Source organism: Desulfuromonadales bacterium, assembly GCA_035620395.1.
Classification (GTDB): domain Bacteria; phylum Desulfobacterota; class Desulfuromonadia; order Desulfuromonadales; family DASPGW01; genus DASPGW01.
In genome coordinates this window covers 1-6,910 of sequence record DASPGW010000292.1, presented here as the reverse complement: position 1 = coordinate 6,910, position 6,910 = coordinate 1, and the positions used below count along the sequence as shown (strand labels likewise).

7 protein-coding genes are annotated in these 6,910 nt (G+C 61.4%); 5 read left to right on the top strand and 2 right to left on the bottom strand.

The features are described 5' to 3' along the window. Positions 1-146: 146 nt before the first annotated feature. The gene (locus tag VD811_15915) at positions 147-833 is read left to right on the top strand and encodes an ABC transporter permease (protein ID HXV22470.1); all 687 of its coding nucleotides are present in this window, start codon (positions 147-149) and stop codon (positions 831-833) included. Positions 834-837: 4 nt separating this feature from the next. Next, positions 838-1,539: an ATP-binding cassette domain-containing protein gene (locus VD811_15910; GenBank protein HXV22469.1), complete on the top strand. Its 702-nt coding sequence runs from the start codon at positions 838-840 to the stop codon at positions 1,537-1,539. 159 nt (positions 1,540-1,698) lie between these two features. Here the strand turns inward: VD811_15910 and VD811_15905 are convergent, their stop codons facing one another. After that, positions 1,699-2,058, bottom strand: coding sequence for a DUF86 domain-containing protein (locus VD811_15905; GenBank protein ID HXV22468.1), 360 nt, complete (start codon positions 2,056-2,058; stop codon positions 1,699-1,701). Further along, complete coding sequence (locus tag VD811_15900; protein HXV22467.1) at positions 2,055-2,345, bottom strand: nucleotidyltransferase family protein; 291 nt, start codon at positions 2,343-2,345, stop codon at positions 2,055-2,057. The genes VD811_15905 and VD811_15900 overlap by 4 nt, the downstream gene beginning before the upstream one ends. A 448-nt stretch (positions 2,346-2,793) precedes the next feature. Here VD811_15900 and ercA point away from each other — a divergent pair, with 448 nt between their 5' ends. The 3 genes from ercA (at position 2,794) to glgC (ending at position 6,881) form a co-directional block, all read left to right on the top strand. Further along, entirely contained in the window at positions 2,794-3,954 is a 1,161-nt protein-coding gene (gene ercA, locus VD811_15895; protein HXV22466.1) for an alcohol dehydrogenase-like regulatory protein ErcA, read from the top strand. Further along, a complete protein-coding gene (locus VD811_15890) occupies positions 3,938-5,542 on the top strand; it encodes a PAS domain S-box protein (protein HXV22465.1) in 1,605 nt (534 codons plus the stop codon). Before ercA ends, VD811_15890 begins: the two co-directional genes overlap by 17 nt. 97 nt (positions 5,543-5,639) lie before the next feature. Further along, a complete protein-coding gene (gene glgC, locus VD811_15885; protein ID HXV22464.1) occupies positions 5,640-6,881 on the top strand; it encodes a glucose-1-phosphate adenylyltransferase in 1,242 nt (413 codons plus the stop codon). The last annotated feature ends 29 nt before the right edge of the window (positions 6,882-6,910 follow it).

Here is a 6,910-nt window from a genome sequence, read left to right as displayed (position 1 = left end):
AAGTACGACCTGGCGCTGAAGTTCATCGACTTCATCACCGGCCCGCAGGGGCAGAAGATTATCGCCGATTTCAAGGTCGACGGCGACCCGATCTTCTTCGTGTACGGCAAGTAATCCGCCACGGCGGATTTTACAGGAATTTTCAGTTGGATTTTTTGACCGAATCACTGCGTGCCGCCCTGGCCCTTATTCTCGACCTCGACGCGGAAGTGGTGGGGGCGGTCTGGACTTCTCTGTACACCTCCATGGCCGGCATTCTGCTGGCGGCCCTGGTCGGAATCCCGACCGGGACCCTGATCGGTGCAGGGCGCTTTACCGGCCGGCGGGCGGTGCTGACCCTGCTCAATACCCTGATGGCCCTGCCGACGGTGGTGGTGGGCCTTGTGATCTACGGATTCCTCAGCCGCCAGGGGCCGCTGGGGGCATGGGGGCTCCTCTTCACCCCGATGGCGATGATCATCGGCCAGACCGTGCTTGCGGCGCCGATCGTCGCCAACTACACGGTGGCAGCGGTGGCCGGCGCCGACCCGCGGATCATGAACACCGCCCTGACCCTGGGCGCCGGGCGCCTGCGGGCCGCCTGGCAACTGCTTCTGGAAGTGCGCTTCGGGGTGATGGCGGCGGTGGTAGCCGGTTTCGGCCGGGTCATCGCCGAGGTCGGCGTGGCGATGATGCTTGGCGGTAACATCCGGGGTTATACTCGAACAATGACCACCGCCATTGCCCTGGAGACGAGCAAGGGGGAATTCGCCTTCGGCCTGGCCCTCGGGCTGGTGCTGATGACGGTGGCCCTGGTCGTCAATCTTTTCCTCAATCTTCTGCAGCAACGGTAGAACCATGGAACCGATACTTGCCTTGCATCATCTGGAATACCGCCGGGGCGACCGATTCACCCTGAGCATCGATCGACTGGACTTCCAGGCCGGGCGGATCTATCTGCTGGCCGGTCCGAACGGCGCCGGCAAGAGCACCCTGCTGCAGATGCTCGGCCTGTTGCTGCCGCCCGATCGGGGCGAGATCCGCTTTGCCGGGACGGCGGTGCAGGGAGCGGCGGATCGCCAGCGTCTGCGGCGGCAGATCACCCTGGTCGAGCAGTCGCCGTTCATGTTCGACGGCACGGTCTACGACAATCTCGCCTTCGGTCTGCGGCTGCGGGATGTCCGCGGCGATCTGCAGCGCCACCGCATCCTCTCGGCGCTCGAAAAGGTGGGTTTGGGGGGGTTCGAGTCACGCCCGGCGCGCGCCCTCTCCGGCGGCGAAACCCGGCGGGTGGCTCTGGCCCGGGCCATGGTCCTGCGGCCGAAGGTCCTGCTCCTCGACGAGCCGACGGCCGGTCTCGACCGGGAGTCGCTGCCGCTCTTCGAGAACTGCCTGGCCGCTCTGCCCGGCGAAGGAGTCACCGTCATCATCTCCACCCACGATACCGACCAGTCCCAGCGCCTGCGGGGGGAGGTCCTGCGGCTTGAAGCGGGTCGATTGATATCGCCTAAGAGGGTGGAATCGGCGATCACCTTCGGTGCCGTGGAAGGGGGACGGTAAGGTGGGTATCGAAATTGCCCGCAGCTGCAATTTCGAAAAAATGTAAACCCCGTCACCCTGGCAAGGGGACGGGGCCTGCAGCGACAGCCGCGGTGGAAAGCGCCTAATGATCTACGGTCAGCATGACTAGAGTCAGACCGAATGACCCACGCCCAACGATCACTTCGTCAAGAGCTTTTGTACATTCTCCCTCATCGACGGAATCGAAACCTGAACGGTATCCCAAACGATATCCAGGTTAATTTCGAAGTAACCGTGAGCCATGCGGTTACGCATCCCTCGTATCTGTCTCCAGGGGACTTCCGGATGTTCCGCAACAAACTCCGGATACTCGTTTATGATCTGCGTGGCTGCCTCGCCGATGACCATGAGGTTCAGAATCACGGCCTGCTGGGTTTTTTTGTCGGCCCGAAACGCTTCAATATCCATACCTTCAATGTAGCTGCAGGCCAGCGCAGAGGCCTCGATTACGTGTTCGAGGAAGTCGGATAGTCTCAACTCGCGCTGTTTGGCGGTCATATCGGTTTCGCTTCCTGAAGCACATGATCGCGAAATTTCAGGGGCAGGTCACCGGGGGTGAGAACCTCAACCGGAACCCCCAGCCTCTCCTCAAGATCGACCTGCAGGCCGCCAAGGTCGAATAGCGTCGTCCCGGGTAGTGGGTCGACCAGGATGTCGAGGTCGCTGCCGTCGGTATCCCTGCCGTGGAGGGCAGACCCGAACACCCGAGCGTTGCGGAGTCGATACCGTTCCACAAGCTGCCGGATTTCGTTGCGATGCACGTTGAGGGCTTCAGAGGGCTTCACTGGTCTCTAACTCATCCGATCAGTCAATTGGTGCGCGTTTGATTATCGCTCAGCGCGGGAACAAAACCAATGGTAAAACTTGGTATTTGAAACCGACGCATCGTCTGAGGCATCAAAATGGCAGACAAGCGGATCCGACCCCTCTGTCGCCTTCCATGGGAGCAGTCAGCCAAGGGTAACCTTTTCCGCTGGTGCTGGCAAGGCCTTTGCCGGCGGCGTTGAAACGACCGAATGTTACCGTTGCGCCCACTTTCCTGCTGCCGCATTCAGCCATCACTTCGCCCCCTGTCTTACGTGTGCGATCAGTAGCCGGCTCTCCGGTTTGTGCGAAACCGGCATGAGGGCTATAATTCACATATAAAAAAGTTCTGACTCGAAGCGAAGCCAGTCCTCGGCGGGAGACAGTTCGGCCATCCGCCGTTGGTGTGGGCTTCGAGGAGTGAATCGTATGCAAGGCGAATTCGAACTGAGGAAATTTGTTGCCCCGGAATATATTTTCGGGGTGGGCGCCCGGAGCCTGGCCGGCCGTTACGCCAGGAACCTGGGGGGCCGAAAGGTCCTGGTCGTTTCCGACCCGGGTGTGGTCGCGGCCGGCTGGACCGGGGATGTGACGGCGAGCCTGGAGGCGGAAGGTCTTTCCTTCGCCCTGTTCACCGACGTCTCCCCCAATCCGCGGGCCGAGCAGGTCATGGCCGGGGCCGAACGCTATCAGGCGGAGAAATGCAATGCCATCGTCGCGGTGGGGGGCGGCAGCCCGATCGATTGCGCCAAGGGGATCGGGATCGTCAGCTCCAACAAAAAGCATATCCTGCTGTTCAAGGGGGTGGACCAGGTGCAGCTGCCGATGCCGCCGCTGATCTGCGTGCCGACCACCGGCGGAACCTCGGCCGACGTGTCCCAGTTTGCAATCATCACCGACTCTCTGGAAAGGATAAAAATCGCCATCATCAGCAAATCTGTGGTTCCCGATCTGGCCCTGATCGACCCGCTCACCCTGACCAGCATGGATCCTTTCCTCACCGCCTGTACCGGGCTGGATGCCCTGACCCACGGGATCGAGGCCTTCGTTTCCAATGCCAGTTCCCCCATGACCGACCTGCATGCCCTGGAGGCGATTCGTCTTCTCTCAAAACACCTGGCCGACTCGATCCGCAATCCGCGGGACGTCGAATTGCGCATCAAGATCATGGAAGGGAGCCTGCTGGCCGGCCTGGCCTTCTCCAACGCCATCCTGGGCGCCGCTCATGCCATGGCGCACAGCCTCGGCGGGGAAAAGGACGCTCCGCACGGCGAGTGCAATGCCATTTTGCTGGATCACGTGATCGAGTTCAACTTTCCCGCTTCCCCCGAGCGTTTCGAGCGCATCGCCGAGGCCATGGGGCTCGACCTGCGCGGCATGACGCCCAGTGCCAAAAAAAACGCTCTGCTGGAGAAGGTCAGAGAGATCAAGAGGGCGGCGGGTCTCGATCTGGTGCTCAACCGGCTCGGAGTCAGCCGCAGCGATCTGCCCCTGCTCAGCGACAAGGCCCTGCGAGACCCCTGCATGATGACCAACCCGCGCCGGCCGAACCGGCGGGACATTGAGGTGATCTATGAAGAATCCCTCTGACTCCCCGGATAACGGGGATGACTTGAGGGAGAAGCTGATCGGCCTCGGCGAGCGTTCCATCCGCAAGAGCTATTACCCCGAGCTGCAGCAGCGGCTGGAGGAACTGGAGCGGTTCAAGGCCTTTCTCGACCACAGCAACGACGCCATCTTTCTCATCGAGGTCCCTTCCGCCACCATCGTCGATGTCAACGACTCCTCCTGCCGGCAACTCGGCCGGAGCCGTGATGAACTGCTGATGTTGTCGATTTTCGACGTGACGGACCTCGAGAGCAACCAGAAGGCGAAGAATCTGATTTGCGCTGGCAGGGAAGGCAACGGCGAACGGGCACTGGTGGAGACGGTGCTGCACCGGCGGGACGGCAGCTGGTTCCCGGCGGAAATCACCCTCGACCGGATGGTCTTCCAGGATTCGGTTTATGCCATCGCGGTCGCCCGGGATATCGAAAAGCGCAAGCGGGCCGAGGAGGCCCTCCGCAAGAGCGAAAAGCAGTATCACACCCTCGCCGAAGCTTCGCCGATCGGCATTTTCTACACCGATGCCGAGGGCGAATACCGGTACGTCAATGACCGGTGGATGGAGATCACGGGATATTCGCGGTACGATGCGTTGAGTTTGAACCTGGCCTGGGGGGACAACCCGGAGGACCGGGCCGGCGTCGTCAAGGAGTGGTTGGCCACCGCCCGGAAGGGATATCCGTTCAAGGCCGAATATTATTTCCAGCGCCGGGATGGCAGAAGGGTCTGGCTGTACAACCAGGTCATGGCCGAAAAGGACGACCGGGGCGAGGTGGTCGGCTACGTCGGGACCATCACCGACATCACCGACCGCAAGAAGGCGGAAGAGGAACTGCGGGAAAGCGAGGAGCGCCGCCTGCGGCTGCAGGCGCAACTGGAGTTTGCTGCCGAGATGCAGTCGAAGCTGCTGCCGCAGGAAACCCCGGTCGTCGCCGGTTTTGAAATCGCTGCCCGCTGTCAGTCGGCCTACCAGGTCGCCGGCGACTTCTACGACTGGCAGCAGACGGCGCCGGACCTTCTGACGCTCACCCTGGGGGACGTCATGGGCAAGGGGCTGGCGGCGGCCATGCTGATGGCGACGGTGCGGGCGACCCTGCGTGCCGTTGTCCAGGAGCATCAGCCGGCGGTCGCCATGCAACTGGCTGAAAGAGTCCTGCGTCACGATCTGGATAGCTCCGACAGCTTCGTGACCCTCTTCTTTGGCCAGCTCGATCTGGCCCGGCGGAGCCTGACCTATGTGGACTGCGGCCACGGCCTCGTTTTTCTGCGCCGCGCAGCCGGCGGGGTGGAAGAGCTGTCCACCCGGGGCCTGCCGCTGGGCGTGTTCTCCACCGAAGGCTACCAGGAGGGAACGGTCACCTTCGGGGCCGGAGACGCCCTGGTTCTCTACAGTGACGGGCTGATCGATGCCCTGCCCGAGCAGGTTCTCGACCATGGGACACTGGCCGGGCAGCTCGCAGGCGCGACCAGCGCCGGGGAAATGGTCGACCGACTGGTTGCGCTGGTGCCGCCGGAAGTCCCGTTGCCGGACGATATGACGGTTATGGTGGTGCGCTGCCAGGAGGGAAATTAGATTACGCCGGGCGCCTCTTCTTGCATTTGCAGCTGTTTTTGTCAAACTATACGGCAACAGTTCCAGCCAAAACCCCGCCTCACAAGGAGATGCACCAATGTATTCCATGGACACTGTGGGAAGAAATACCATTGCAATGGTTCTGGCCGGCGGGAAGGGGGAGCGTCTCAGTCCGCTCACTCTGCGCCGGGCCAAGCCGAGCGTCGCCTTTGGCGGGAAATACAAGATCATCGACTTCGTCCTCTCCAACCTGTTCAACTCGGGTATCAAGAAGGTCTACATCCTCACCCAGTACCGGGCCTACTCGCTGAACAAGCACATCCGGGAATCCTGGGGCAAATGGACCGGTCTGGGCGAGTTCTACGTGGACATTTCCCCCGAGACCAGCAGCGAAAGCGAGGAGTGGTTCAAGGGGACGGCCGATGCGATCCTCCAGTACCTGCGCTTCGTCGAATCCTCGGATGCGGATTACGTGGCAGTCTTCGGCGGCGACCACATCTACAAGATGGACGTGACCCAGATGATCAACTTCCACCGGATGAACCGGGCCGACATCACCATTGCCGCCCTGGAAGTGCCGGTGGAGGAAGCCAGCCGGTTCGGGGTTTTTTCCGTGGACGAAGATGCCCGGATCACCGGCTTTACGGAAAAACCCGCGGTTCCGGAACGGATACCGGGGCGCGAGACCTGTTTCGCCTCCATGGGCAATTACATCTTCCCCACCCGGAAGCTGATCGAAGTCCTGCTGGAAGGCAAGAAAAGCCATGCGGATCTGGATTTCGGCAAACACGTGATCCCGATGATGCTGGCGAAGGGCGACCGGGTGTTCGCCTACAATTTCAACGACAACGTGATCCCCGGCATGAAGGCGGAGGAGCGGGGCTACTGGCGGGACGTGGGAACCCTCGACTCCTACTACGAGGCGAACATGGACCTCATCAACGTGTCGCCGCAGCTGAACCTCTACAACTACAAGTGGCCGATCCTCACCAACCAGGGAAACCTGCCGCCGGCCAAGACCATATTCGACGAAGACGATCGCCGCGGCCAGAACATCGATTCCTATGTCTGCGCCGGCTGCATCACCAGCGGCAGCATGGTCCGGCGCTCGATCCTCGGCCCGATGTGCAAGATCAACAGCTACAGCCTGGTCGAAGACTCGATCCTCTTCGAAAACGTCAACGTCGGCCGGCATGCCAAGATCCGGAAGGCCATCATCGACAAGAATGTGGTGATTCCGGACGGCTCGGTGATCGGCTACGACCATGCAGAGGACCAGCGCAAAGGATACACGGTGACGGAATCCGGGATTGTCGTAGTGCCGCGCAGGGACAAGTGAGCCGGGGGGGACAGAAGCCGAAGATATTC